The following is a 23,328-nucleotide window of genomic DNA, read 5'->3' as shown; positions in this document are numbered from 1 at the left end:
TCACCTGCTCTCCGGCGCCGCGCCGCGCGCCGTGTAGAAGGCCACCGTCAGGTCCTTGACCAGGGCCTTGCGTTCGTAGTCGTCGAGTTCCACCAGGCCACGGGCGGTGAGCCGGTGCACGGTGTCGTCCACCGCGTCCACCACCGTCGTCAGCACGCTGTCGCGGTGCCGCGCGTCGATCGCGGCGAGCTGGCTGCGCTGCATGGCCGCGGCCACCTCGGGCGCGTACGCGAGGCTGATCGGCTGCGCGGAGTACACCGTCAGGCCCACCGGTTCGCAGCGCGCCGCCAGCACCCGGGTCAGGGCGTCCCCGACCGCCTGTCCGTCGCGCAGGGTGGCCGGCGCCGCGCCGTCGGCCGGGCCCGAAGCGGGGTGCGCGTGCCCGGCGGCACCGGCGCCCGGCACTTCGCCGTAGGCGTCGGCGGGCAGCCGCGAGAGCACCCGCGCCACCGTGGCCTCGACCTGTTCCCGCAGGTAGCCGACGTGGTCGTCCACCGCGAGCACGGCCCGGGCGGTGTCCCGTACCCGCCAGACGACGAGCACCACCACCCGCAGCTCCACGCCACGCGCGTCCACCACCGGCATCGGCTCGCCGCGCCAGTGCCGTAGCCGTACGTCCACGCGCCGGCGCAGCACCAGCGGGCTGATCCACACCAGGCCGGTTCTTCGCACGCTCCCCCGGTAGCGGCCGAACGCGCTGAGCACCCACGCGCTGCCCACCCGCCCCCGGCCGAGCCCGCCGAAGGCGAGCAGGGCGACGGCGCCCGTCGCGGCCACCGCCGCCCACAGCCACGGCGGGGTGCCGGACCGCCGGCGCACGGGCAGCCCCAGCGCCTCGACCCCGCGCGCCGGCAGCGCGCCGGCCCACCACAGCAGCGCGCCGCCGGCGGCCAGCGCGGCGAGGCCGGCCAGCACCGCGCACCAGCCGGGCAGCGCGGGCCCCGGCCGCTCCCGGGGCTCGTCCGCGTACGCGTCGGGGGCCGACGCCCGTACGGCGCTCTCCCACTCCGCGTCGTCGGCCACCATCCGCCGCGCCGCGCCGGCGGCGCCCGGCGTCGGGTGGGCGCCACGCGCCGTACGGGCTCCCGCGCCGCCCACCGTGACGGTCGGCTCGGGCGCGCGCCGCACCTCGCGCAACACGCCGGTCGCGGTACCCAGCTCCACCACCTGCCGCCCCCACGGTTCGCCGACGGCACCGGCTCGCCCGGTCCCGAGCGACCCACCCGCGACCACCGACTCGCCGGCGTCCTGCCGCTGGGCCGCGCCTGCCGTCAGGGCCACGTCGAACTGCCTTGTTGGGCGCGGCTCCTGGACGGTTTCGCGTCGCTGGGCCGGATCGGGTCGGGAGGCCGGATCGGGGCGCTGGGCCGGGTCAGGCCGGGGCGCCTCGTCGGGTTTCCGGGTCGCGTCGGGCTGCCGGGTCGAGGCGAGCTCGCGTGCGGGGGCGGGCTCGCGCACGGAGGTGGCCTCGTGGAGCGCGTCGGAGGGTGGGGCCGCGTCCGGCCCGTGGAGCGCGCTGGGGCCGTCGAGCGGGTCGAGCGGGTCGAGTCCGTCGAGTGGGTCGGGCCCGTGGAGCCGGTCAGGCCCGTCGGGCGGGCCGAACGGGTCGGGGTGCCGGGTGGTGCCGGCCGGGTGGGTGTGCGGTGGCGCGTCGCGCGCCCCGGGTGTCCGCGTCGTTGCTTCCATAGACCTCTCCGTCAGACCTCTCCGTTAGCCCCCGTACCGGCCCCCGCGCGCGGGACGCCCGCCCGCACGGCCGCCAGCTCCCGTACGGTGCGGACGCCCGCCCGCATCGCCTCCCCCGCCCCTCACGCCCCAGCCGCTCGCTCCGTTCGCTGCTCCCGCTCGAACCCCTCGCCTGCCCGTGAGTACCCGCGCCCATGTCGCGACGTTGCCCACGCCGGCGCGGTCGGGCCCGCCGCCGTGCGGGGCGTACGCCGCCACCCACGCCCCCGACTACCCGCCCGGCGAGCACTCGCGCACCCGCCGGGGCCGGGGCGCGCCGGCCGAACCGGGCCGGGCCGTGACGCCGCGCGGCTACCGCGCGGCCCGGCGCGAGGCGGCACCCGGCACCGGCCCCCGCGGGGCACTCACGCGAACAGCCGGCGCCAGGTCTCCAGGCCCGGGTAGCCGTTGGCGTCGGCGCCGCGCCACCCCTGGGCGCGCTGGAACGCCTCGACGTTCCGGCGGTCGCTCTCCGTCCAACGGCGGCTCGGGCCCTGCGCGTAGTGCCGGCCGAACCCCTTGCGCACCAGCCGCTGGCCCAGCTTCTCGACGTGCGCGTTGGACTGGCCCGGCCGGAAGGCCCCCACGCCCGGGAACGCCGGCACCCGGTGACCGCCCGTACTGCCGGAGCCACTACCGGAGGTGCTGCCGGGGCCGGCGCCGACGTCCCGGCCCTGGCCGGTGACCAGGTAGCGCCAGGTGCTCGGCCCCGGAATGCCGTCGGCCTCGGCGCCGCGCCAGCCCTGGGCGAGTTGGAAGGCCCGCGTCGCGCGCCGGTCCGCCTCGCTCCAACGCGGCCCCGGCCCCGACGCGTAGAACTTTCCCGCGCCGCGCCGCACCAACATCCGGCCGAGTTCCGTCACATGGGCGTTGTGCGCGCCCGGTCCAAAGGCGCGCGTACCGGGAAAGGCGGTGCCGTGGTCGCCGCCGCCTGGATTCCCCGGCATTCCGCCGTCCCGCACCCCGCGATAGCGGTAGGCCACGTATTTGCTGGAGTTATTCCAATAGGCATAGGGCGTCGAGCGTTTGACGGTGTGCGGGCGCGTCTGCTCGTACGCGATGTAGCGGGTCCTCGCCGTGTCGACCCAGCCGCCGAAGAGCGTCACGTGCGAACCGGCCGTGGGATTGGCGGCGTTGTGGAAGAGCAGCATGTCCCCCGGTTCGAGCTGGCTCTTGGAAATCCGTACGGCAAAGGCGGGAAGGCTGCCGGTCCACTGGTTGCTGCCCAGGTTCCAGGCCATGGATATGAAGCCCGAACAGTCGCGCCGATAGCCGTCGGCGGCGTAACCGCCCATGCTGTACGGCACCCGCTGGTCCACCCAGCGCTGGGCCCGAGCGAGGATCGCGGCGCGGGTGATGGTCCGGCTCGACGCGGCCGTGACGGCGTGCCCGCCGCCGGGCGCGGACTCCCCGCCGCCGTACAGCGGGCCCGGCGCGCCCTGCGGCGCGTCCCCCGCCACCAGGGCCAGCGCCCCGGCGGCGGCAGCCGCTACGTCGGCCGCCACCGGGCCCTCGGCCACCTCGGACGGCTCCACCGCGCCCGGCGTGCGGGCGCCCGGCGCGCCCGGGCCGGCGGGTCTGTCGGCCGCCCCGGCCCCGTGGCTCGCGGTGCCGAGCACCGTGCCGGCCGCCGCCACCAGAACCATCGCCCGCCGCGCTCCGTGGGCCGCCGGGTGACCGCCCGCGCGCGGGGACGCCGCGTTCGGCAACAGCCTGCGGCGCTCGACGCATCCCGCGCACGGGCAGTCGATGGGGGGCTCGTATTCGTGGAAAACCGGCGCTGGCATACCCATCCCCTCCGAGGTCCTGCGAACACTTCACGGCGCTGCGCGCGCAACTCAGCTTCTCAACTACTCGGACAAACCGCATGTTGACGGAGCAACTGGTGACATGAGCAACGGAATGATCTTCACAGAGCGAAACCCGACACCCGGCAGTCCAAAGTCCCGAAAGGCCGGGACTTTCGGCCCGAGAGTTCGACCATGGCCATGCGATATGGGAGCGCTGGGCCGAGCGACGAGAAAGCCCGAAAGAAGTGCGGGCGATCTCCGGACGCGTACGTGTCTCACATCACAAAACCCGGTGGAGCGTCCCCGAAAGCGCCGCCGAAAGGGAAATGCGACGGGCGCTGCCTGGCCCCCGTACTGCCCGGCGGCAAGCGGCCTTTCGGGATAATTGCGGGATACCGCCGGGAGGCTCACGGGATGTCCGGGCGGCCCGCCGTAACCGCTGGTCGGCGGCGCCGGGAGCCCGGTCCGGCGCGGGGCGGCGCGACGGCGGTCGAAAGCACGCTCCGGCGTCGGGTAAGGTTTCCGTTGTCAGCGCGCGCCGCTAGCTCAGTTGGTTAGAGCAGCTGACTCTTAATCAGCGGGTCCGGGGTTCGAGTCCCTGGCGGCGCACGTCACACTGTGGGCCTCCTCGTCATCGACGAGGAGGCCCACAGTCGTTCCGTCAGCCACCTTGGCCGTCCGCGCCGGGCCGCTGGCCGTGCGTCCGGGGGATGGCCAAATCGGAGGTGGCGGTGCACAGTCGCAAAGTGGCGAGCGACATCCAGGAACGCATCAAACGGCTGATCATCGACGGTCGCCTGCCCTCCGGGGCCCCACTGCCCACCGAGGCGGAGCTGATGGAGCTGATGGGCGTCAGCCGGAACTCGGTGCGCGAGGCGCTGAAGGCGCTCCAGGCCATGGGCATCGTCGAGATCCGGCACGGCTTCGGCACCTACGTCGGCGCCATGTCGATGGCCCCGATGATCGAGGGCCTCACCTTCCGCACCGTCGCCGGGCACTACCGGGGCGAGGACAGCCTGCTGCAACTCCTCGAACTGCGCGAAGCGCTGGAGACCGGGCTGCTGACCCGGCTGGTCGGCCGGGTCCCGGACGCCGACCTCGCCACCCTGGACGCGCTGGTGGAGCGGATGGCGGCGGAGGCGGCGCACGGCCCGGTGCGCACCGAGACGGACCGCGCCTTCCACGCCGCGCTCTACCGGGGCCTGGACAACCAGTTGCTCAGCGAGGTTCTCGAGGCGTTCTGGGACGCCTTCCACCGGGTGCGCACCGACCTGGTGGACGGCTCCCCCGACCCCCAGGTCACCTGCGAGCAGCACCGCGAGATCCTGGCGGCGGTCCGCTCCGGCGACACGCTGCGCGCCGAGGCGGCGATCCGCGACCACTTCGGCAACATCAGGACCCGACTGCGCTCGGCCGCCCGCCCCGAACCCGGCTGAGCCCGGCCCCTCCCCCGCTTGGCATCGTTGCCGGGCGGGCGCCGACCGCCGGCCGCCAGCCGTCGGCGGTCGCGCGGGAGGGTGGGAGCCGGGAGGCGGGCGGCGGCGCGTACGGGCCCGGCGGGCGAGCCCGCACCCGGCGACCGGGCCGGGACCGCCCGGGGCTACGGGCAGCCTGGCGGGCAGGCCGGGAACGCGTTCGGCGCCACGGCCCCCGGCGGGCGCTACGGGCCCCGGCGCGCGTTGCGGGCCAGTTCCAGGGCGTACTCCGGCCACCACGCGCCGGCCCGTGGGCCGCCCTTGCAGGTGCCGTCCGACTCGCCGGGGCGCTTGACCCACAGGTAGGCGTCCACGCGCTCGTCGCCGGTGTGGGTGGTGGGCGGCTCGCCCAGGGCGCGCTGGTCCGGGTTGCACCACGCCTGCGGATCGTCCGCGCCGGGGGCCGGCCCGCGACCGTTGCGGCTGGTGTCGATCACGAAGTGCTTGCCGCCGACCAGGTCCGACAACCTCTTCCCGTACTCCGTGTTCTCCCGCGTGGTCTGGTAGTTGGCGATGTTCAGCGCGAAGCCGTCGGCCGCGTCGATGCCGGCCCGCCTGAGCGGCTCGGCCATCCGTCGCGGGTCGGTGATCCAGTGCGGGTTGCCGGCGTCCAGGTACACCTTGGTGTGCGGCAGCCCGCGCAGCCGGTGGACCGCCTCGGCGAGCAGCGCGAACCGCTCCTCGTGGAACTTCCTCGGCGTGCAGCCGTCCTCCACGTGCGGCAGCGCGTCCGGCTCCAGGATCACCGTCGCGGGGCGGTCCCCGATGCCGGCGATCACCTGGGTAAGCCAGCGCCGGTACGCGTCGCCGTCGGGCGCGCCGCCCTTGGAGTACTGGCCGCAGTCGCGGTGCGGGATGTTGTAGAGCACGAGCAGCGCCTCCCGGCCGGCCGCCACCGCCGCCTCGGTGAAGCCCCTGGCCCGGCCCCTCGGGTCCTCGACCCCGATCCACTCGGCGACCGGCTGCCGGGCGATCCGCTCGATCAGCTCGGCCTCCTCGGGCCGCTCGTCCGCACGGTAGGCGGCGAGCTGCCGGGCCGCGTTGCCGCGCGGGTTGACCCAGTACGGCACGACTGATGCCGGCCGCTGCGCGATCGGCTTGGCGACGTCGACCGCGCGCCGCTGGCCGCCGTCGGTGTCGGAGTCGGAGTCGGCCGGCGCCGAGCACGCCGACATCAGCAGCAGCGCCACCCCGACGGCCGGCACCAGGCGAACCGCCCCGCGCCGGCGCCCACCGCGACGCCCCGAGCGCGCCCACCGGCGCGCGCCGCGCCACGCCCCCGCCACGCCCTCCGCCGCTCCCCGCGCCGGGCCGCGCCGGGCCGCGCCGATCTCCTCGCGGGACACGTTTGGTCGCTTCAATCCCTGCACACCGTCCCTGCCCGAGCCGTGTCCGTAGGCACTCTGTTGTACCGCGACGGTGCCCCGCGAGCGCGCGGCGACATGGCCCCCTCGCCCGTCCTCCTCGCCGACCGCCACGACCGGCCCACCCGCGACCCCACACCCGCCCCCGAACGGCCCCGTCCGGCCGCCCCACCAACCGGCCTCACCGACCAACCCGCGAGCCACCCCGGCGGAACCCGCCGCACACGCACGGCCCACGCACCTCACCCGTCACCCCCGACACGCCGTCACGGGCGGGTCAGCCGTCAGCCGTCAGCCGGGGTGGCGTACCGCCGTCAGGTACGCCGAGACCACGACGTTGGCGCTGTACGTACGGGTGGCGCGGTCGAAGGTGCCGCCGCAGGTGATCAGGCGCAGCTCGGCCCGGCCCACCCGGCGTGGCCCGTACACCCGGTGGGCGTCGAACCGGTCACGGGTGACGACCGCGACGTCCTCCACGGTGAACTCGGCCACCGCCCCGTCCGCCCGCGCCACCCGCACCCGGTCCCTGGGCTCCAGCGCGCTCAGGCGGTGGAAGACCGCCGGCCTGTACGCGGTGTCCACGTGCCCCACCAACACGGCGGCCCCCGCCTCGCCCGGACGCGGGCCAGCGCGGTACCAGCCGACGTCGCCCGGCCTGTCGTACGGCGGCGGCTCCACCGCGCCCGCCGCGTCGAGGCCCCGGCCGACGACGCGGGCCCGGCGCACCTCGGCGGCCGGCGCGTCGAGCGCGCGGGGCGCGGCGGCGGGCAACGGCGGGTGCGGCGGCGGCAGGACGCGCCCGCCGGGGCGGCCCGCCGCCGCCACGTCGCCGGTGGTCGGCGCCGCGCCGATGCCCGCGCCACCGCCCTTGCCCCACAGCCACAGCGCCACCACCACCGCCGCCCAAGCCAGCCCGACCAGCAGTCGGCCGCGCCCGGCGCCCGGCGTGGGTGCCTCGACCATCCGCGCCGCGCCGCTCAGCCGGTGGGGCGGCCGGCCCGGCCGCGCCGGCGCAACGCCATGCCGCCGAGGGTCAGCGCGGTACCGCCCGCGAGGACCAGCCCGTACGCCTCCGCGACCCCGACACCGCCGTCCCGTGGCGGCTCCTCGTCGGCCGCCACCGCGCGCGGCTCGCCCGCGGTGCCGCCGCCCCCGGCGCGCACCGGCGCGACGGGCGAACGGGCCGGCCTCGGCAGCGCGTCGTCGCCGGCCCGGTCGGGGCGCGTCACGTCGGGTACGTCGGCGGGCCGCTGGCCCGCGGCACCGACGTGCACCCGGCCGACGACCACACCCGCGCGCCCGTCGCAGCGCACGGTGACGTCGTACGTGCCGCCGTCGGCCGCGCCGCGGATCATCACCTCCGCGAAGAGCCCGTCCCCGCCCTTCGGCTCCGGCGCGAGCCGCGCGTCCACGACGAACGCGCGCGACGCGACGGCCCCGGTACGCCCCTCGCACCCGAAGGCCCGCACCTCCACCTCGTCGCCCGGCCGGGCGTGCGCCGGGCTGACGACGAGCGTGGGGCGCGGTGACTCGTTGGCCGCCGAGCCGATGGCGAGCACGGCGACGACCGCCCCGACGGCGATCACCGCCGCGCCCAGCGTGCGGGGGACGAAGCGCATGGTGGACCTCCTGGTCCTCCCAGCGTTCGCGCCCCCACACCCACCCGCATCCGCTCCGCCCCCGCGTTGGCCCGTTCGCGTGGGCGAACGGACCGACCGGGGGCCGGCCGGAAGGGGGTGGGTGAGGGGGACGCCGGGGTCGGCGTACGGACCCTGGCGTCGCCGGCACTGCTCCTCGCTCAGCGATGCCCAGGCTCACGTTCGAGGTGTCACCCCCGTGTGCCATCAACTCGTGCGACTCCGTGGAGCGCTGGCCCTGTGCGCCGCTACGTTCGTTACCCCAACCCCGTGACGCCGCCGGCCCGCCGGGGGCTTCCCCTGACGAAGGGAGACACAGCCATGGCTGGACAGCACGGAAAGCCGGAGCCACAGGAGCCGCCGCAGGGGCCGCCCGGTGACACCGACGGTCAGAGCCCCACCATCGGTGGCGGCGACTCCGGGACGCATCGCAAGGACGACGGCGACTCGTGACCGCTGACGACCACGGCCCCCTCCGCCAGCGGCTCGCCGAGTCGCTGGCGGCCAGGGGACTCTTCACCGAGCCGTGGCTGCGCGCCGTGTTCGACCGCGTTCCCCGCCACCTCTTCGTCCCCGAGACCGTCTGGACGTTCAGTGCCGGGCGATGGCGCCCACTACGCCGCGCGGACGCCCCACGGCAGTGGGCGGAGCTCGTCTACCACCGGGACGACGCGCTCGTGACACAGGTCGACGACGGCGCGGTGGCAGCCGATGGTTCCGGGTTGGTCCCGACGAGTTCCATCAGCTCGCCGGCGGCCGTACTCAACATGCTCGCCTCACTCGCCCCCCAGCCGGGCGACCGGGTACTTGAGATCGGTACCGGCACCGGGTACAACGCCGCGCTGCTCTGCCACCGGGTCGGCGCCGACAGTGTCACCACCGTCGAGGTCGACCGCTCGCTCGCCGAACGCGCCCGGACCGTTCTCCGGCAGGCCGGCTACACCCCCGAGGTGATCTGTGCGGACGGGGAGCGGGGACATCCGGAGCGCGCTCCGTACGACCGGGTGATCTCTACGGCTTCCGTCCGACGCGTGCCCACGGCCTGGCTGCAGCAGACGAGAGTGGGCGGGGAGATCGTGACCCCGTGGCTACCCAACGATCAGGCACTCGGGTTGCTCTGGCTCCGTAAGGGCGCGGCGGGGGGCGCGCGCGGGTGGTTCCACGGCGGGGAGACATTCATGGCGCTGCGGGGCCAGCGCCGGCCCCGTCCCGACGTCGCCGCGCTGTGGTCGGCCACGCGCGACCGGGCCGAGGAGACCGCCGGAGAGCAGCCGGACCTGTCGGCCCTGGCGTCGGTGCACGCGAGATTCGCCCTGGCCGTGGCGCTGCCGGGGGTCTCCTGCATTCGACAGGGCGCGGCCGGAGAGTGGTTCTTCCTCTCCGCGGACCACACTTCGTGGGCGTGGGCTCGACAAGGTGCCGCCCAACGTTTCGGGGCGCGTGACCTGCTGCGTGAGGTTGGGGACGCCCTTCGCTGGTGGTCGAGTGTCGGCCGACCGCCGCTCACCGACTTCGGCATGACGGTGGCGCCCGACGGTGGCCATACTCTCTGGCTCGGCTCCCCATCGGGCCCGTCCTGGGCTCTGCCCCACGGTTAATCGCCGTGTCGCCCCACCCGCATCCGCTCCGCCCCCGCGTTGGCCCGTTCGCGTGGGCGAACGGACCGACGCGGGGATCACGGCGCGGCCCTGCCCTGGGGGGTGTCAGACCCGGTCGACCAGGTCCGCGATGGAGTCCACGACCCATGAGGGGCGGAAGGGGTGGCGGTCGACCTCCTCGGGGCGGGTGAGGCCGGTCAGCACCAGAAACGTTTCCATGCCCGCTTCCAGGCCCGCGAGGACGTCCGTGTCCATCCGGTCCCCGATCATGGCGGAGGTCTCGGAGTGGGCACCGATCGCGTTCAGGCCGGCCCGCATCATCAGGGGGTTGGGCTTACCGACGAAGTACGGCTCCTGACCGGTGGCCTTGGTGATGAGGGCGGCGACCGAACCGGTCGCGGGCAGCGCGCCCTCGGCCGAGGGGCCGGTCTCGTCCGGGTTGGTGGCGATGAACCGGGAGCCCGCGTTGATGAGGCGGATCGCCTTGGTCAGGGCCTCGAAGCTATAAGTGCGCGTTTCGCCCAGAACCACATAATCGGGCTCCGCGTCGCTCAGCACGTAACCGATGTCGTGCAGCGCGGTGGTCAGGCCGGCCTCGCCGATGACGTACGCGCTGCCGCCCGGGCGCTGGTCGTCCAGGAACTGCGCGGTGGCCAGGGCCGAGGTCCAGATGTTCTCCACCGGCACCTCAAGCCCCATCCGCGACAGGCGGGCGTGCAGGTCGCGCGGGGTGTAGATGGAGTTGTTGGTCAGTACGAGGAAGGGCTTGCCGGAGTCGCGCAGGCGCTTGAGGAAGGCGTCCGCCCCCCGGATCGGGGTGCCCTCGTGGATCAGCACCCCGTCCATGTCGGTCAGCCATGACTCGATCGGCTTGCGCTCTGCCATTACCGGACTCCTGCCGTACGACGTGTGCGGGACGCCGGCCGAACCGCGCTGTCCGGCGGGCGTCCTCACAGCCTAATCAGCTTCAAGTGATCTTGACCCGCGCGGGAGCGGGCCACTCACCCCCAGGTCAGCGCAGCGGTGCCCCGTCAAGGTGCCACCTGGGGTCGACGGGGATGCCGAGGTGGGTCAGCAGGGTGGGGGCGACGTCGAAGCCCGATGAGCAGGGCCTTGGGGGTGCGGGCGGCCGGCCGCGCGGCGGCGTGGGCGGTACCGGCCACGGTGGCGATGCCGGTCACGGCCGCGGCGGCGGTCGCGGCGGCGCCGGCGAGCAGGGTGCGCCGGGTGGGGCGGGCGGGCGTGTGCGACATGGGGTCCTCCGCTGGGGGTGGGGCGTGGTGGACGGTGTCGAACGAGCGGTGCGCCGGGCGGCACACCGGGCCCGGGCCAGGCGTCGGCGCGGTGCGGCGGCGCTTGGCCCAGACCCGTTACCTTCGCAGGGCACGTGCGGCCGGGACGGGAACGGCCGGGCGTGGCGCGTCAGTTGCCGGTGGCGGACTTCCAGGCGTCGATGTACTCGGTGTAGTGCTCGTCGATGTCCTTCCAGTCCGGCTTGAAGACCTCGACGCCCTTCATGAGTTCGGCGAGCGCGGTGGCGTTGGGGTCGGTGGCGTCGATGTCGGTACGGGCGGCGAAGCCGCCACCGACCGCGCTGACCTGGCGCTGGGCTTCCTCGCTGAGCAGGTAGTCGAGGAACTTCTGGGCGTTGGCGCTGTGCGGGGCCTTGTTGACCAGGCCGGCCGCGTACGGCAGCGCGAAGGTGGTGCGCGGGCCGCCGTCCTTGGCCGGGAACCAGATGCCGAGGTTGGGCATGGACTTGGACTGGGCGTAGTTCATCTGCACGTCGCCGTTGGACACGAGCAGTTCGCCCTTGTCGACCTTGGGGGCGAGCTTGCTGGTCGAGGAGGACGGGCCGACGTTGTTGGACTGGAGGTCGCCGAGGTACTTCATGGCGGCGTCCTTGCCGCCGAAGTCGTGCATCGCCTTGATGACGACGGCCGTGCCGTCGCCGGCGACACCCGGCGTGGAGTACTGGATCTTGTTCTTGTACTTGCCCTCCAGCAGCTCCTCCCAGGTCTTCGGCGGCTGCTTGAGTTCCTTCTTGTTGTAGGCGAAGGAGAAGTAGTTGTTGACGACCGAGGTCCACTTGCCGTCGGCGTCCTTGTCGCTGGGCGCCACGGCCTCGGATCCCTTGGGCGTGTACGCCTTCAGCAGGCCCTTCTTGTCGGCCTGCTGGATGAAGGGCGGCAGCGTGATCAGCACGTCGGCCTGGGTGTTGGACTTCTCCCGGACGGCGCGCTGGACCATCTCGCCGGAGCCGCCCTCGACGTACTTGACCTCGATGCCGGTCTTCTTCTCGAACTCCTTGAAGACGGTGTCGTACCAGCCCTTGCCGTCCTCGCCCTTCAGGCCGTCGGCGCTGTAGACCGTGACGACCTTGGCGTTCTTGTCGGCGGTCTCGCTACAGGCGGACAGCGTCCCGGCGAGGAGGAGGGCACCGCCGAGGGCGGCGGTGGGCTTGAGGTACCTGCGGTAGCGGGCGGGGGTGCGCATGGCTGAGGTGTCTCCGTTACGGGTGAGGGTGGCGGGTGCGCGTGGGGGGACGTCGGTCGCGGGAAGGGGAGGTCTGTGGGGCGGCTGTGTGGGGGTGGGGCCGCGGCGGGCCGGCGGGGGGCCGGCCCGGGGCGGGTGGGTCAGCGGTAGCTGGCGCGGGTGCGGACGCGGGAGACGGCCAGCAGGACCAGGAGGGTGGTGCCCATCAGCACCACGGCGACGGCGGAGCCGGTGAACAGGGCGCCCCGGTCGGTCGCGGTGAAGACGCGTACCGGCAGCGGCATCCAGTCCGGCGGGTAGAGCATCATCGTGGCGCTCAGCTCGCCCATGGACAGCGCGAAGCACAGCCCGGCCGCGGCGTTGAGCGAGGGCAGCAGCAGGGGCAGCTTGACCCGCCACAGCACCAGCCAGGGTCGGGCCCCGAGGCTGGCGGCGGCCTGTTCGTACACCGGGTCGAGGCGGGCGAGCGCGGCCGAGACCGACTGGTAGGCGAAGGCGGTGACCAGCACGCCGTGCGCCAGGATGACGATCCAGCGGGTGCCGTTGAGCAGCATCGGCGGCTGGCTGAAGGCCACCAGCACGGCGAGCCCGACGACCACCGACGGCACCGCCACCGGCAGCATGAACAGCGCGTCGAGCACCCGCTTGGCGCGCCGGCCGAGTGCCGAGGCGGCGAGCGCCGCCCAGGTGCCGACGGCCAGGGCGAGGACGCTGGCGGTCAGCGCGGTGACCAGGCTGGTGGTGAGGGCCTCCAGGGACTCGCCGCGCATGGCGGCGCCGTAGTGCTCGGTGGTCGGCCCGGAGGGGAAGGCGCCGCTCCAGTGGGTGGCGAAGGAGGCGGCCACGATGACCAGGAGCGGCAGCGCGAACAGGGGCAGGAAGAGCGCGAAGAAGACGATCCAGGCCGTCCAGCGGCCGCCTCGGCTATGCACCAGCACGGCGGGCCCCCTTGAGCAGCGCGCCCTTGCCGCCGCGCCCGGTGCGCGCGACCAGGGTCCGGTAGAGCCCGAACAGGCCCACCGAGATGGCGATGTTGACGACGGCGACGACGCAGGCGGCCGGGTAGTCGGACTCCAGGATCGCCTCGCTGTAGACCAGCATCGGCAGTGTGGTGACGCCCTTGGCGCCGGTGAACAGCACGATGCCGAACTCGTTGAGGCACATCACCAGGACCAGGCTGCCACCGGCGGCCAGCGCCGGCAGCGCCTCCGGCACGACCACCTGGCGCACGATGCGCGCGGGGCGCGCGCCGAGCGATGAGGCCACTTCGAGCTGGGCCGTCTCGATGCCGGAGAAGGCGGCGAGCAGTGGGCGCATGACGAACGGCGTGAAGTAGGTGATCTCCGCGAGGAGGACGCCCCAGGGGGTGTTGAGGAAGTCGAAGGGGCCGCTGGCCGCGCCCGTGACGTCCGTGTACACGCCGTTGGCCATGCCGACCGTGCCGTAGATGAACAGCAGCGCCAGCGTGATCAGGAAGGACGGGAAGGAGAGGAAGACGTCGATGAACTTGGCGACGGCCTTGCCGCCGGGGAACGGCACGAACGCGATGATCAGCGCGAGGACGAAGCCGAGTACCAGGCAGCCGATGGTGGCGCAGACCGCGATCCACACCGTCGTCCAGAGCGCCTCGCGGAACGCTTCGGAGGCGAACACCTCGCGGTAGGGGGCGAGCGAGGTGCCGCCCTCGTCGGGGCTGAAGGACTGCTCGACGACCAGGTAGAGCGGGTAGAGGAAGACCAGGCCGAGGACGGCGACGGGCGGCAGCGCCCACAGCCACCGGGTCAGCCCGGCCGCCCGCCCGCCGCGCCCCGGGCCGCGCGGGGCGGAGGGGGCTGCGGGGGCGGTGGCGCTGGGCTCGGTGCGGGCCGGTTCGGCGGGGGCGGCCGGGCGGGCCGAGGCGCTGGCGCTAGCCATCGGTGGCACCTCCCGCGCCGCGCGCCGCGTCCTTGGCCACGCCGGCGGCGGCGAGGCCCGGGGCCGGGGTCTGGGGCTGGGTCTGGGTCTGGGTAGCGGTGGGGCTGGTGGTCTGGGGCGCGGTGCCGGCCGGGAGCAGTACGGCGTCGTGCGCGGCGAAGTGCAGCGTCACCGGCTGTCCGAGCGGCGGCGTCTCGCGCAGCTCGCGCACGTCGGCCTTGACGCGGTGGCCCGCGACGTCGACGAACAGCCGGTGCGTGGAGCCGCGCCACTGCACCTCGGCGACGGTGCCCCGCAGGGTGTTCTCACCCTCGCCGAGGCCGACCAGGTGGGGTCGGACGCACAGCGTGGCGTCGGCGCCGGGCGCCGGGCCGTGCCCGGGCTCGTCCGCGCCGGCCACGTTCGCGCCGGCCACGGTGAGTTCGGTGTCGGCGAAGCGTACGGAGCCGGGCGTTGTGCCGCCGACGGTGACCGGCAGCAGGTTGGCGTTGCCGACGAAGGAGGCGGTGAACTCGGTGCGCGGGCGCCGGTAGAGGTCCTGCGGGGTGCCGCAGTCCTGGAGCCGGGCCCGGTCCATGACCGCGATCCGGTCGGCCAGCGTGAGCGCCTCGACCTGGTCGTGGGTGACGTACAGGATGGACACGTCGGGCAGCTCGCGATGCAGGCGGGCGAGTTCGGCGAGCATGCCGGAGCGCAACTGCGCGTCGAGCGCGGACAGCGGCTCGTCCAGGAGCAGTACGCCGGGCCGGATGGCCAGCGCGCGGGCGATGGCCACGCGCTGTTGTTGCCCGCCGGACAGCTCGCGCGGGTAGCGCCTGGCGTAGTCGGCCATGCCGACCATCTCCAGCGCCTCGGTGACCCGCGCGGCGATCTCGCCGCGCGGTACCCGCTGCGCCTTGAGGCCGAAGGCCACGTTCTGCTCGACCCGCAGGTGCGGGAAGAGCGCGTACTGCTGGACGACCATGCCGATGCCGCGCCGGTGCGGCGGCAGGGCGGTGACGTCGCGGTCCCCGATGAACACCCGGCCCGAGGCGGGCCGCACGAAGCCGGCGACCGCCCGCAGCGCGGTGGTCTTGCCGGACCCGGAGGGGCCGAGCAGCGCCATCACCTCGCCCGGTTCGACGGTCAGGTCGAGCCCGTCCAGGGCGACGGACTCGCCGCGCTTGCCGTACGCGACGGTGACGCGCTCGAAGCGGATGCCGCTGGCGGGCGTCGCGGGTGCGGAGTGCGCGCTCACGGTGCCGCTCCCGAGGTCCCGGCGTCGGTGCCGGCACCGGGGTCGGCCTCGTACGCGGTGATGAGCGCGGGCAGCGCGGCCACCGAGTCGAGGACGTGGGTGGCGCCGGCCGCGCGCAGTTGCCGCGTCTCGTGCGCCCCGGTGAGCACGCCGGCGACCAGGCTCGCGCCGGAGCGGCGGCCCGAGCGCATGTCGTACGCGGTGTCGCCGGCGACCGCGATCTGCTGGACGCCGTCGGCGGCGTGGGTGCGCAGCAGCGCGCCGAGCACCATGTCCGGGTACGGGCGGCCCCGGCCGCCGACGTCGGAGGGGCACAGGGCGAGCGCGACCAGGTCGCGCCAGCCGAGCGCGGCGATGATGGCGTCCTGGGTGGCGCGGGCGAAGCCGGTGCTGAGCACGACGGTGCGGCCCTGCGCGGTCAGCTCCTCGATGGCCTCCCGGGCGCCGGGCAGCGGCGCGCAGTGGCCGGCGTCCACGAGCGCGCCGTAGGCGGCCTCGAACGCCTGGTTGGCGCGCTGGGCCCGGTCCTCGGTGCCGTACAGGTGGCGGAAGACGGAGATCTTCGACTCGCCCATGGTGGCGCGTACGTAGCCGAGTTGCTCCGCGTGCTCGGGGCTGCCGGGTTCGACGCCGAGTTCGCGGGCGGCGGCCGAGAACGCCTGCTCGACCAGGCCGTCGTCGGCGACGGTGGTGCCCGCCATGTCGAGGACGACGAGCTTGATGGCCCGCTCGTCGGCGGCGGTCTGCTGCGGGGTGTGCTGCTGTGTCACGTCGTTCACCAGCCCAGTTCGTTCGCGGTGGTCTCGGCGATCGCCGGCGAGCAGGTCATGCCGCGGCCACCGGGCCCGGTCACCAGCCACACGCCGTCGGCGACGCGCTCGCGGTGCACGACCCGGCCGGGGTCGAGGCACTGCGCGTACACGCCGGCCCAGCGGTGGCGGATCGGCGGCAGCGGGCGGCCGAGGAGGCCCTCGACCACGCGGCCGAGGTGTTCGTAGGGGTCCTCGACGACGTCGAAGTTGAAGGGTTCGGCGTACTCGTGGGTGTCGCCGACGGTCAGCCCGCCGTCCGCGCGCTGCACCATGAGCAACTGCATCTTGTGCTCGGCGGCGACCGGGGTCTGCTGTTGGGCGGCGGCCAGGGCGGTGAGCGCCTCGCCGCGGTAGGCCGGGTAGTAGCGGAAGCTGTCGGCGTCGGCGACGGAGGTGGTCAGGGCCTCGCCGAGCGGCGCGGTCTGCATCATCTGGAGCCGCACCCGGCGCACCGGCAGCTCCGGGGCCAGTTCGCGGACCAGGCCGCCGAGCCAGGCGCCGGTGCACAGCACCACGGCGTCGCCGGTGTGGGTGGTGCCGTGGTCGTCGCGGACCGCGCCGGGCCCGGTGACCTCGCGGACCTCGCGTCCGCCGACGAAGGTGTAGCGGCCGGAGGCCAGCAGCGCGTCCTTCAGCGCGCGCTGGGCGACCCGCGGCTCGACCGCGCCGTCGCGCTCGCACCACAGGGCGCCGACGAACTCGCCGCGCAGCGCCGGGTTCAGGGCGCGCGTCTCGGCGGCGTCGAGCAGCTTGTAGCCGCGCTCGGCGGCGTCCGGCAGCTCGGTGGCGGCCCGGGCCACGGCCAGCTCGGCCTCGTTGGTGACCAGGGTGAGCGAGCCGTTCGGCCGGAAGCCGAGCCCGGGCACCCGGGCGCCGATGCCCTCCCACAGTTCGCGGGCGCGCAGCGCGGTCTCCAACTCCGCGCCCCCGGCCCGTCCGCCGACCCAGACCAGGCCGAAGTTGCGCACCGAGGCGCCGCGGGCCTCGGCCTCGCGCTCGATGTGTACGACCTCGTGGCCGCGTTCCACTGCCTGCCAAGCGTGCATGGTGCCCACCACGCCGGCTCCGACGACTATCACTCGCATGCCCCGAACGGTCGCGGCGCGGAGTGACCCAAACGGGTCCGGGCGGCGACGGCAAGGTGAACACGGGCGCAAACCTGGCCTAGACCCGTTATCTTTCCGTGATCTCATGAGGCGTCAATCCGTCCCGCTTGGTCCACTGGTGGGCGATCTGTCGAGCGGTGGTGAGGCCGCTGCCGGCGCGTTCGGCCACCCACGCGGCGGCGGGCCGGGGCCGGGGCGCGGACGGGTGTGGCGGGCTCGGGTCAGGTGCGGACGGGCACGTTCGGGCGCGCTCGGCTCAGGTCGGCGACGGGCCCAGGCGGGTGGTGAAGCTGAACCGGTCCCCCCGGTACAGCGAGCGCACCCGCTCCAGCGGGCGCCCCCGCTGGTCCCGCGAGATCCGGTGGATGAGCAGCATCGGCAGCGCGGGCGGGGTGCCGATCAGCAGCGCCTCGCGCGGGGTGGCCAACACCGTCTCCAGGCGCTCGTCCGCGTCGCCGAACCCGATGCCGAGCCGCTCGTGCAGGTAGCCGTAGAAGGACGAGTCGGGCTCGAAGTCGGTGGCCAACTCCGGGACCCGGGCCACCTCCACGTACGTGCTCTCCAGGCCCATCCGCTCGTCGTCCGCGAGCAGCACCCGCTCCAGGTGCCAGACCGGCACGCCCCGCTCCAACTCCAACTCGGCGGCCAGACCGGGCGGGCAGGGGAACTGGTCGAGGGTGATGAGCGTACGACCCGGCCGGCGGCCCTGCCGCCGCACGCCCTCGGTGTAACTCGCCAGCGACAGCGGCTGCTCCAGCTTGGGCCCGGCCACCACGGTGCCGCGTCCCATCCGCCGCAGCCGTCCCTCAAGGAGCAGTTCGCGCAGCGCCTGCCGCAGCGTCTCGCGCGAGACCTCGAACCGCACCGCCAGGTCACGCTCGGTCGGCAGCAGCTCGCCCTCCCCCAACTCCTCTATCAGCGCCGCGACTCGCGTCTTGACGGCGTAGTACTTGGGGACGCGCCCGTGCTCGGGGACGCCCGCCCTGATCGGTGCGCCAGGTGCCTGGTCGTTCGGGTATTCCACGCGGTGATCCTCGCACCACCCGGCGAGAGGACGCCCCGCGCCCGGCCACCATCCGGCCGCCACCCGAACCGGGGTCCGCCTCGGTTCGGGTCAGCGGCGGACCCTCCGGGCGCGGGCCACCAGCGGCACGCCGGCGCCCACCAGCCCGAGCGCCAGGGCCAGCAGGCCCCACCACGGCGGGCCCGAACCCGTCGCGGCGAGCTGCGGCGGCGCGTCGGCCGGCGGCTCGCCCGGCTCGACGCCCGCCCCGCCCCCGGCCGGACCGCCGCCGGGGGACGCCTCACCGGCCCCGGAGCCCGCGCCGGTTCCCGTTCCCGGTCCCGTCGCACGGTGGCCGCCGGACCCGTTCCCGGTGCCGGGGCCCGTGCCGGTCTCGGCGCCGTGCGTCGCGGTGCCCGCGCCGGTACCCGGTCCGGTGTCGGGCCTTTCCGTGTCGTTGGGCTGACGCGCGTGCGCCTCGCCGTCCGTCCCGTCCGTCCCGCCCGTGGTCCCGTCCACGTCGCCGTACTTGCCCGTCCGGGCGGCGGCGCCGGGTGCCTCGATGGTGAACCGGTAGGTGCCCGACTGGCCGACCCAGTCCCCGTCCTGGTGTTGGCGCTGCATGGCGGTCACGGCGGCGGAGGCGGGCCCGGTCGGCGCGTCGGCGGCGAACCTGACCCGCACGCGTACGGTCAGCGTCTTCCGCGCCGGCACCGTGAACCCCTTGAAGCGGGGCACCTCCCGGCTGCTTCCCCCGGCGGCGACACGGCGGCTGCCGCCGTCGAAGACGCCGACGTTCTCGTCCTGGTCGGTCACCTCGAAGCGCACCGGCCGCCAGCGCCGCTCGTACGGGTCGTGGAACTCGACCCGCAGGTGGCCGGGGCGCAGCGCGCGTCCCTGGTCGGCGAAGAGGGCGACGGGGTGGATGGCGGCGCAGGCCACCCGCGTGGTGTTGCGCAGGTCGAGCCGCCAGGGCCGCCAGTGGTCGCCGGCGCGGTAGGTGCCGGGGCCGGCGTGCAGCGTGGTCCCGATCGGGAAGTCGGCGTCGGAGGCGTCCCCGCACTCGGGGGCGAGCGCGGCCACCCGGGCCGCCGGGGCCGCGGCGGCGGGAGCGGCGACGGGGGCCGCGCCCAGCAGGGCCGCCGCCAGGGCGACGACGACCGCCGGGGCGGCGACCGGTGGAGCGGCGACCGGTGGGGCGGTGGCGGACGGGGCGGCGGCCAGCGGGGCGGTGACGGGCGGGGCAGTCGGGGTGGCGGTGACGGTCGGGGCGGCGGGCTCCGGTGACAGGGCGCTGGGCGGACGCATGGGTGACCTCTGCTCGGGGGCTAGGGAATGCTCCCTCGTCTCAGCAACATCCCCCGCGCCACCGCGCGCCCCACACCCCGTCGTCGGTCCGGCCCACCGCCCGGCCGCGATCCCGCCCGATTGGCCTATGCGGGCCCCGCCGTTCGAGGGGGCCACCCGCCCGCCGCGCCCCACCACCCGGGACGCCCCACCGCTCGGGGCGATCCGACCACGCCGTGCCGGCCGGAACGCGCTGGCCACGGCACGCCGGCCGGCGATCAGTCGTCCAGCGAGATCGCGTTCTTGGCGTGCGTCATGGACGACTCGGCGGCGGGCTGGCCGGGGTTCTCCGTGGCCAGGGCCTGGTTGAGGCTGACGTAGGAGCGCAGCCGCCGCTCGTAGTGCGCGTACGCCGCCGCGTGGTCGCCCCCCGCCCGGGCCAGGCAGTCGGCCAGCACGTAACCACCCACCAGGGCCAGGCTGGTGCCCTGCCCGGAGAGCGGCGACGGGCAGTAGCCGGCGTCCCCGACCAGGGCCACCCGGCCCCGCGTCCACTGGTCCATCCGGACCTGCGACATGGCGTCGCAGTAGAAGTCGGGCGCGTCCGTGGCGGCCTTGGCCAGCCGGTCGCCCTCCCAGCGCAGGGCGGCCAGCTTGTCGATGACCAGCCGCCGCAGCGAGGCCGGGTCGCTCAGCTCCGGCGCGAGCGGGGCGGACTCGAAGCCGAAGGCGATCCGGAGTTCGGTGTTCTCGCGCGCGGACATGATGGCGTAGCCCACCTCGCCGTCCCGCGACCAGAGCTGCCAGTCGTCGAGGCCGAGGAAGTTGTCCGCGCTGAAGACGGACAGATAGCTGCCCAGGTGGTGGGTGTAGCGCTCGGCGGGCCCGAAGGCCAGCCGCCGCACGGTCGAGCGCAGCCCGTCCGCCCCGAAGACCAGGTCGAAGGTGCCGGGCTGCCGGTGCGCGAACTCGACCCGCACGGCGGCCGGGCCGTCGGTCAGGGCCGTGACGCTGTCGCCGAAGAGGTACGTGACGTCCGCCCGCGTGTGCTCGTACGCCATCCGCACCAGGTCCTCGCGCAGCAGCTCGATGTCGGGGCTGTCGAGCCGGCCGCTGCTGAGCGCCACCTCGGTTGAGCGCTCGATCTCCCGGCCCTCGGGGTCGAGCACCGACATGCCGCGCATCCGGGTGCGCGCGAAGCGCGCCCGCTCCAGCAGGCCCATCCTCTCGACCACGTCGAGCGCGACGCCGCGGATGTCCACGGCCTGCCCACCGAGGCGCGGAGCGGCGGCGCGCTCCACGACGGTGACCTCGTAGCCGTGGCGGTGCATCCAGTAGGCGAGGGCGGTTCCGGCGATGCCGCCACCGGAGATGAGAACGGTCTGCATAACGGGCCTCCAGTTCGCTGCGTACGCACTGAACGTACGGCGTACGCACACCGCCCTCAACTGCCCGAACGCCCGCGCTGCACTAGGACAGTTACGTGGTGCACGGCGTACGCGCTGCTAGCCTCTGTGCTAGTACAGACCAGAAAGGCGGCCCGCTGTGACCAAGCCCACAGGCGCCTCCGACCAGCCGCCCTACCTGCGCATCGCCGGCGCGTTGCGGCAGCGCATCGCCGAGGGCGAACTCGCCCCCGGCGACCGGGTCCCCTCGACCCGACAGCTCGCCAGGGAGTGGGGCGTCGCGCTGGCCACCGCCACCAGGGCCCTGACCACACTGCGCCTCGAAGGACTCGTGGTGGCCCGCCCCCGGGCCGGCACCGTCGTCGCCGCCCCCGCCACCCCCCGCCGCGTCCGCCACGCCCAGCCGCCGCCGCGCCGCCCCCGGCCCGGCCGCCGACCAGGAGCTGAGCCTGGAGCGGATCGTGCGCACCGCGATCGAGATCGCCGACGCCGAGGGGCTGGCGGCCCTGTCGATGCGCGGCGTCGCGGCCCGGCTCGGGGTCGCCGTCATGTCGCCGTACCGATACGTGCCCAGCAAGGACGACCTGATCCAGCTCATGGCGGACGCCGCGTACGGGGAGCAGGACTACCCGGCCGACCCGCCCGCCGGCTGGCGCCCGCGCGTCGAGCTGGGCGCCCACGCCCTGTGGGGCCTGTACCGCAGGCATCCGTGGCTGGCCCAACTCGGCTCCCTGACCCGCCCGTTGCTCGTACCCAACCTGCTGGGTTACGGCGAGTGGATGCTGCGCGCCCTCGACGGCCACGGCCTCGACTCCATCACCCTGTTCGACATCCACCTGCTGATCTACAGCCACGTCCAGGGCCTGGCCGTGCACCTGGAGTGGGAGGCACACGCGGAGGCGGCCACGGGTCAGACGGAGGACCAGTGGATGGACAGCCTGTCGCCGGCCCTGGAGGAGTTGGTCAGCTCCGGCCGCTTCCCGACCTTCACCAAGGTGGTCCGTGGCTTCGACGACGGCTACGACCTGCGACTCGACACCCTCTTCACGGCCGGCCTCAACGCGCTCCTGGACGGCCTGACGCCCCTCATCGAGGGCCGGGCGGCGGGCTCCACCGCCCCGTAGCCCCGGGCCCGCCCAGGCCGCGCGGGAGTCACGGCACGCCCCGGCCGCCGAGCGCGCGGCTTGCGCTCGGCGGGCGGCGTTGCGAGAGTCCTGGGCATGGATGGCACCCACGGCACGGCCGGCAAGGCCCAGGTCAGCAGCGGAAACGGCCCGGACGGCGGGGCCGGCGACGGCACCGGCCCAGGCAACGGGCGGGTGACCGAGGGCGTCGCCCCGCGGCCGCCGCTGACCCGCGACGGGCCGCTGCGCGTCGGGCTCGTCGGCTACGGGCTCGCCGGCTCGGTCTTCCACGCCCCACTGGTCGCGGCCACCGAGGGGCTGCGCCTGCACACGGTGGTCACCTCGCGTCCCGAGCGGCGGCGCGAGGCCCAGGACGCCTACCCGGACCTGCGGGCCGTGGCCGGCACGGACGAGCTGTTCGCCGCCGCGGACGAGCTGGACCTCGTCGTCATCGCCTCGCCCAACCGCACCCACGTGCCGCTGGCCCGCGCCGCCCTGGAGGCCGGCCTCTCGGTCGTGGTCGACAAGCCGCTGGCCGCGACGGCCGCCGAAGCGCGCGAGGTCAGCGCGCTCGCCGACGAGCGTGGGCTGCTGCTGAGCGCCTTCCAGAACCGCCGCTGGGACAACGACTTCCGCACCGTCGCCCGGCTCGTCCGCGAGGGCGCGCTCGGCGAGGTGCAGCGCTTCGAGTCCCGGTTCGAGCGCTGGCGGCCCCGGCCCAAGGGTGGCTGGCGGGAGTCCGGCGACCCGGCCGAGATCGGCGGCCTCCTCTACGACCTGGGCAGCCACCTGGTCGACCAGGCCCTGACCCTGTTCGGCCCGGTGACCTCGGTGTACGCCGAGTGCGACGTACGCCGCCCGGGCGCCGAGGCCGACGACGACACCTTCCTGGCGCTCACCCACGCGAGCGGCGTCCGCTCCCATCTGTGGGCCAGCGCCACCACGGCCCAACTCGGCCCGCGCTTCAGGGTGTTGGGCAGCACGGCGGGCTACGTCAAGTACGGGCTCGACCCGCAGGAGGCCGCGCTGCGCGCGGGGCGGCGCCCCGGGGACGGGCCCGGTTGGGGCGTGGAGCCGGAGTCCGCCTGGGGCCGGATCGGCGCCGGCGCCTCGCCGCTGGACGACCCCGGCGAGGTGGTGCCGACGGAGCCCGGCGACTACCCCGCGTACTACGCCGCCATCGAACGCGCCCTGCGCTCCGGCGGCCCGCCGCCGGTCACCGGCGCGCAGGCCGCAGCGGCCCTCGCCGTCCTGGAGGCGGCCCGCCGCTCAGCCACCGAGTCCCGCGCGGTGGCCCCCGAGCACCCCTGACCGCGCGCATCCGGCCGAGCGCATCCCGCCGGGGCGCGGCGCC

21 protein-coding genes, 1 tRNA gene and 1 pseudogene are annotated in these 23,328 nt (G+C 75.0%); 7 read left to right on the top strand and 16 right to left on the bottom strand.

The annotated features are described in order from the left end of the window. Nucleotides 1-1,686, bottom strand: coding sequence for an SPFH domain-containing protein (locus OYE22_RS22350; protein WP_277322058.1), 1,686 nt, complete (start codon nt 1,684-1,686; stop codon nt 1-3). Nucleotides 1,687-2,090: 404 nt separating this feature from the next. Then, nucleotides 2,091-3,512: a peptidoglycan-binding protein gene (locus OYE22_RS22345; protein WP_277322057.1), complete on the bottom strand. Its 1,422-nt coding sequence runs from the start codon at nt 3,510-3,512 to the stop codon at nt 2,091-2,093. A 538-nt stretch (nt 3,513-4,050) separates the two neighbouring features. Between OYE22_RS22345 and OYE22_RS22340 the strand changes: the two genes are divergently transcribed. Together OYE22_RS22340 and OYE22_RS22335 are read left to right on the top strand one after the other, a co-directional pair. Next, nucleotides 4,051-4,124: transfer RNA gene (locus OYE22_RS22340), tRNA-Lys, on the top strand. Nucleotides 4,125-4,225: 101 nt separating this feature from the next. Next, complete coding sequence (locus OYE22_RS22335) at nt 4,226-4,951, top strand: FadR/GntR family transcriptional regulator (protein WP_277322056.1); 726 nt, start codon at nt 4,226-4,228, stop codon at nt 4,949-4,951. Between the two features lie 224 nt (nt 4,952-5,175). On the opposite strand, the gene OYE22_RS22330 is transcribed toward OYE22_RS22335, so the two are convergent. The 3 genes from OYE22_RS22330 to OYE22_RS22320 all read right to left on the bottom strand — a co-directional run bounded on the left by OYE22_RS22330 (nt 5,176) and on the right by OYE22_RS22320 (nt 7,973). Beyond that, the gene (locus OYE22_RS22330) at nt 5,176-6,165 is read right to left on the bottom strand and encodes a glycoside hydrolase family 6 protein (RefSeq protein WP_277324265.1); all 990 of its coding nucleotides are present in this window, start codon (nt 6,163-6,165) and stop codon (nt 5,176-5,178) included. Nucleotides 6,166-6,645: 480 nt separating this feature from the next. Then, a complete protein-coding gene (locus OYE22_RS22325; protein WP_277322055.1) occupies nt 6,646-7,317 on the bottom strand; it encodes a class F sortase in 672 nt (223 codons plus the stop codon). Nucleotides 7,318-7,331: 14 nt separating this feature from the next. Further along, on the bottom strand, nt 7,332-7,973 hold the full coding sequence (locus OYE22_RS22320) for a hypothetical protein (RefSeq protein WP_277322054.1): 642 nt from the start codon (nt 7,971-7,973) through the stop codon (nt 7,332-7,334). A gap of 339 nt (nt 7,974-8,312) precedes the next feature. Between OYE22_RS22320 and OYE22_RS22315 the strand changes: the two genes are divergently transcribed. Together OYE22_RS22315 and OYE22_RS22310 are read left to right on the top strand one after the other, a co-directional pair. Next, nucleotides 8,313-8,444, top strand: coding sequence for a hypothetical protein (locus OYE22_RS22315; protein WP_277322053.1), 132 nt, complete (start codon nt 8,313-8,315; stop codon nt 8,442-8,444). Next, entirely contained in the window at nt 8,441-9,589 is a 1,149-nt protein-coding gene (locus tag OYE22_RS22310) for a methyltransferase domain-containing protein (protein WP_277322052.1), read from the top strand. The genes OYE22_RS22315 and OYE22_RS22310 overlap by 4 nt, the downstream gene beginning before the upstream one ends. A gap of 105 nt (nt 9,590-9,694) precedes the next feature. On the opposite strand, the gene OYE22_RS22305 is transcribed toward OYE22_RS22310, so the two are convergent. The 11 genes from OYE22_RS22305 to OYE22_RS22255 form a co-directional block, all read right to left on the bottom strand. Then, nucleotides 9,695-10,474 carry an HAD-IIA family hydrolase gene (locus OYE22_RS22305; protein WP_176161815.1) on the bottom strand — a complete coding sequence of 260 codons (780 nt, stop codon included), beginning with the start codon at nt 10,472-10,474 and terminating at the stop codon, nt 9,695-9,697. A 146-nt stretch (nt 10,475-10,620) separates the two neighbouring features. Further along, complete coding sequence (locus OYE22_RS22300; protein WP_277322051.1) at nt 10,621-10,842, bottom strand: twin-arginine translocation signal domain-containing protein; 222 nt, start codon at nt 10,840-10,842, stop codon at nt 10,621-10,623. A gap of 169 nt (nt 10,843-11,011) precedes the next feature. Beyond that, nucleotides 11,012-12,085 (bottom strand): 2-aminoethylphosphonate ABC transporter substrate-binding protein, encoded by a 1,074-nt coding sequence (locus OYE22_RS22295; protein ID WP_277322050.1) that lies wholly within the window; start codon nt 12,083-12,085, stop codon nt 11,012-11,014. Nucleotides 12,086-12,225: 140 nt separating this feature from the next. Continuing rightward, nucleotides 12,226-13,023: an ABC transporter permease subunit gene (locus tag OYE22_RS22290; protein ID WP_277322049.1), complete on the bottom strand. Its 798-nt coding sequence runs from the start codon at nt 13,021-13,023 to the stop codon at nt 12,226-12,228. Then, a complete protein-coding gene (locus OYE22_RS22285) occupies nt 13,010-13,999 on the bottom strand; it encodes a 2-aminoethylphosphonate ABC transporter permease subunit (RefSeq protein ID WP_277322048.1) in 990 nt (329 codons plus the stop codon). Before OYE22_RS22285 ends, OYE22_RS22290 begins: the two co-directional genes overlap by 14 nt. Further along, on the bottom strand, nt 13,992-15,236 hold the full coding sequence (locus OYE22_RS22280) for an ABC transporter ATP-binding protein (protein ID WP_277322047.1): 1,245 nt from the start codon (nt 15,234-15,236) through the stop codon (nt 13,992-13,994). The genes OYE22_RS22285 and OYE22_RS22280 overlap by 8 nt, the downstream gene beginning before the upstream one ends. Continuing rightward, entirely contained in the window at nt 15,233-16,006 is a 774-nt protein-coding gene (locus OYE22_RS22275) for a phosphonatase-like hydrolase (protein ID WP_277324264.1), read from the bottom strand. Before OYE22_RS22275 ends, OYE22_RS22280 begins: the two co-directional genes overlap by 4 nt. Nucleotides 16,007-16,011: 5 nt before the next feature. Beyond that, complete coding sequence (locus tag OYE22_RS22270) at nt 16,012-17,133, bottom strand: TIGR03364 family FAD-dependent oxidoreductase (RefSeq protein WP_277322046.1); 1,122 nt, start codon at nt 17,131-17,133, stop codon at nt 16,012-16,014. A gap of 277 nt (nt 17,134-17,410) precedes the next feature. Next, nucleotides 17,411-18,178 (bottom strand): GntR family transcriptional regulator, encoded by a 768-nt coding sequence (locus OYE22_RS22265; RefSeq protein ID WP_277322045.1) that lies wholly within the window; start codon nt 18,176-18,178, stop codon nt 17,411-17,413. A gap of 90 nt (nt 18,179-18,268) precedes the next feature. Beyond that, complete coding sequence (locus tag OYE22_RS22260; protein ID WP_277322044.1) at nt 18,269-19,465, bottom strand: hypothetical protein; 1,197 nt, start codon at nt 19,463-19,465, stop codon at nt 18,269-18,271. A 257-nt stretch (nt 19,466-19,722) separates the two neighbouring features. Then, nucleotides 19,723-20,832, bottom strand: a complete 1,110-nt coding sequence (locus OYE22_RS22255) for an FAD-dependent monooxygenase (protein WP_277322043.1) — start codon at nt 20,830-20,832, stop codon at nt 19,723-19,725. A gap of 157 nt (nt 20,833-20,989) precedes the next feature. Between OYE22_RS22255 and OYE22_RS22250 the strand changes: the two are divergent. The 3 genes and pseudogenes from OYE22_RS22250 to OYE22_RS22240 form a co-directional block, all read left to right on the top strand. Continuing rightward, a pseudogene (locus OYE22_RS22250) lies at nt 20,990-21,154 on the top strand (GntR family transcriptional regulator); the annotation flags it as partial. 157 nt (nt 21,155-21,311) lie between these two features. Next, nucleotides 21,312-21,974: a TetR/AcrR family transcriptional regulator gene (locus OYE22_RS22245; protein WP_277322042.1), complete on the top strand. Its 663-nt coding sequence runs from the start codon at nt 21,312-21,314 to the stop codon at nt 21,972-21,974. A 96-nt stretch (nt 21,975-22,070) separates the two neighbouring features. Continuing rightward, the gene (locus tag OYE22_RS22240; protein ID WP_277322041.1) at nt 22,071-23,285 is read left to right on the top strand and encodes a Gfo/Idh/MocA family oxidoreductase; all 1,215 of its coding nucleotides are present in this window, start codon (nt 22,071-22,073) and stop codon (nt 23,283-23,285) included. Nucleotides 23,286-23,328 lie beyond the last annotated feature (43 nt).

Source organism: Streptomyces sp. 71268, from assembly GCF_029392895.1.
In the GTDB taxonomy this organism is placed as follows: domain Bacteria; phylum Actinomycetota; class Actinomycetes; order Streptomycetales; family Streptomycetaceae; genus Streptomyces.
This window is presented reverse-complemented; position numbering and strand designations above follow the sequence as displayed.